At 71.7% G+C, this 3,140-nt stretch carries 3 protein-coding genes; 2 read left to right on the forward strand and 1 reads right to left on the reverse strand.

The window, feature by feature from the left end:
• Nucleotides 1-614, forward strand: a 614-nt coding sequence (locus tag H0U68_RS11395) for a hypothetical protein (protein WP_296355634.1), incomplete at its 5' end; no start/stop codon positions are given.
• Between the two features lie 19 nt (nucleotides 615-633).
• Nucleotides 634-1,929: an ATP-grasp domain-containing protein gene (locus H0U68_RS11400; protein WP_296355637.1), complete on the forward strand. Its 1,296-nt coding sequence runs from the start codon at nucleotides 634-636 to the stop codon at nucleotides 1,927-1,929.
• Nucleotides 1,930-1,937: 8 nt separating this feature from the next.
• On the opposite strand, the gene H0U68_RS11405 is transcribed toward H0U68_RS11400, so the two are convergent.
• Nucleotides 1,938-3,140: MFS transporter (locus tag H0U68_RS11405; protein ID WP_296355639.1), on the reverse strand; the 1,203-nt coding region annotated here is incomplete at its 5' end.

Raw genomic sequence — 3,140 nt, forward strand, 5'->3', positions numbered from 1 at the left:
CGCGCAGGCCGGCCGCGGCGCAGGCCGCCGACGATGCGCGGCTGCGCTCGGCCATCGTCTATTTCATCGCCGCCATCTGCCTGTACCAGGGCTTCCACAACATCGCGCGCTCGGCCTATCCGGTGCGCCAGCTGGGCCTGCCCGAGGCGGCCATCGGCCTGGTGCAGACACTGACCAACGTGGCCTACATCGCCGGCGCGTTCGCCGCCGCGCGGTTCTCGCTGGCGGCAAACCGCTACGCGGTGGTCGGGCCGCTGGTGCACCTGGCGCCGATGCTGTTCCTGGTGCCGCTCGCGCTCATCACCGCGCAGGTGCCCGGCCTGCTCACCTATGCGCTGTTCGCGTTCGGCTTCGAGGTTGCGTTCTGCGTGCACCTGCGCTACATCATCACCGCGGCCCCGGCGGCGCGCATGGGCACCATCGTCGCCAACACCAACGCGATGGCGATGGGCGCCATGGTGTGCTTTTCGCTCGCGGGCAGCTGGGTGGCGGACCGGGTCGGCCTGGGGGCCGTCACCGGCGCGGTGCTGCTGCTGGGCCTGCTGGTGCCGGCGGTGGCGTATGGATTGGCCCGGCGCGCCGCAGCGGCCGCACCGGCTTCGGTTTCGCAATGACACAGCAAGGGAGATAACTATGCACATCGCTTTCGTCGAAAGCAACGCCGTCGGCCTGGGCGCGCCTGCCGCGGCCAAGCGCGCCGGCCACCAGGTGACCTACATCGGCTCGCAGTCGTTCGCCGCCCTGATCGGCGGTCTGGACACGGTGCGCCAGCCCGCCTACACCGACCGCGTGATCGAGATCGACTCCACCCTCGACGAGGAGGCGCTGTACCAGACCCTGCTCAAGCTCAAGCGCGAAGAAGGGCTGGCCGCGGTGCTCACGCCGCTGGACTTCACCGCCGCCGTGGTGGCGCGCGTGGCCCGGCGCCTGGAGTTGCCGGGCACCAACCCCGACGCGGTGGCGCTGGCGCAGGACAAGGCTGCGTGCCGCCAGCGCCTGGCCGAGAACGGCATCCGCTCGGTCGGCTTCGCGGTGGTGGAGGACATCGCCGCGGCGCGGCGCGAGGCCGAACGGCTCGGCTACCCGCTGATCGCCAAGCCCAACCGCGGCTGCGCCAGCATCGACGCGGCCAAGATCAGGAAACCGGAGGATTTCGAGCCCTATTTCGCCACGCTGGACCAGGACCTGGGCATGCCCTCGGGCGTGGAGCGCGTGCTGTCGCGCGGCGAGACCCTGATCGAGCAGTTCGCCGAAGGCCCGATGTTCTCGGCGGAAGTCGCCGCGGGCGGCGGCGAGCACAAGGTGATGACGATGACGTGGCGCAAGCGCTGCACCGACGATCCGTTCGTCGAGCTCGGCAGCGTCGTGCCGGCGCCGGTGTCCGAGCGCACCGCCACCGAACTTGGCGAGTACGCGCTCAGCGTGGTGCGCTGCCTGGGACTGGACGTCGGCATCTTCCACGTGGAGGTGATCTACGGCCCCAAGGGCCCGGTGCTGGTGGAGGTCAATCCGCGCATCATGGGCGGCAACGTCCCCATCGCGTTCCGGCTGGCCACCGACGTCGACCCGTTTTCGCTGCTGGTGGACATCCACCTGACCGGCAAGCTGCCGAACGCCGCGAAGACGGTGCGGGCGGTGCGCGGCGCTGTCACCCGCAGCATCGCGCCCGCGCACGTCCACATTGTGCGCGAGGATCTCGCACCCGACTGGACCCAGCCGTTTCGCCCGCAGCTGGCCTACTGGAACGCGCGGTTCGCGCCCGGGCAGTCGGTGCCGCGCACCGACGCCACCTTCTGCCCCAACCATTTCCAGCTGGTGAAGAACACCTCGCTCGAGGCTAGCCTGTTCGCCGAATGGGTGATCGGCATCACCGCCAAGGAAACCGGCCTGCCGCTGCGGCAATCCGGCGAGGACTACTACGGCCTCTGAAGCGCCCCTCAGGAAGTCTTGCGGGCCGCCGGTGCAGCGCGGCCGATCATCAGCCAGGCGCTGAGCGCGCTCAGCAGCGCGAGCGCCGCGCACACCAGCATCACGTGGCGAAAGCCGGCGACGAAGGCCATGCCCACGGCCTCTTGCACGGCGCGCGCCGCGCCAGCGTCGGTGCCGGCCGGCACGCGGATGGCGGCCAGCTGGTGGCGCTGCGCCAGCACCTCGGCGCGCAATGCGGGCGGCACCGCGCTGCGCGTCAGTTCGCCGTCCAGCGTGCGTGCGAAGCTGGTCGCCATCAGGATGCCGAACACGGCGATGGCCAGCAGGCCGCCGGTGCGCGACACCGCGTTGTTGATGCCCGAGGCCAGCCCCGCGTGCGCGCCGTCCACCGCGTTCATCACGGTGGTGGTGAGCGGCGCGATGGTGATCGCCATGCCCAGCCCCAGCACGCACACGGCGGGGAACAGCTCGCGCCAGTACACGAGGCCGATTCCCGTCCGCGCGAACAGCGCGAAGCCGGCCCCTGCGATCAGCGGGCCGATTACCAGCGGCGTGCGCGCGCCGATGCGGTCCACCAGCTTGCCGGCCCAGCCGGACAGCAGGAACAGGATCACCACGAAGGGCAGCAGCGCGGAGCCGGCGGCCGCGGCGCTGTAGCCCTGCACCTGGATCAGGTTGAGCGGCAGGAAGTACAGGCCGCCGCTCAGCGCCGCGTACAGCAGCAGGGTGAGCAGGTTGGCGCCGGCGAAGTTGCGCACGCGCAGCAGCGCCGGCGGCAGCATGGGATGCGGGCTGCGCGCCTCTGTCCAGGCGAACGCCAGCAGGCTCGCCGCGCCCGCGATGCCGGCCACCAGCACCGGCGCGGAAGTCCAGCCGCGCCCCGGCGCCTCGATGCAGGCGAACACCACGCCGGCCAGGCCCACCGTGCCCAGCACCGCGCCGGCCACGTCCAGCGGCGTGCGGTCTGCTGTCGGCCGGTCGCGCGGCACCTTGGCGCGGCACACCAGCAGCAGCGCGATGCCCAGCGGCAGGTTGATGACGAAGGCCCAGCGCCAGGACGAGTGGTCGATCAGGAAGCCGCCGACCACCGGCCCGACGGCCGCGGCGATGCCGCTGAACGCCGACCAGGTGCCGATCGCGCGGCCGCGCTGCGCATCGGGAAAATTCGCGCTGATCAGCGCCAGGCTGCCCGGCACCAGCAGCGCCGCGCC

This window comes from Ramlibacter sp. (assembly GCF_013697775.1).
Lineage (GTDB): Bacteria > Pseudomonadota > Gammaproteobacteria > Burkholderiales > Burkholderiaceae_C > Ramlibacter.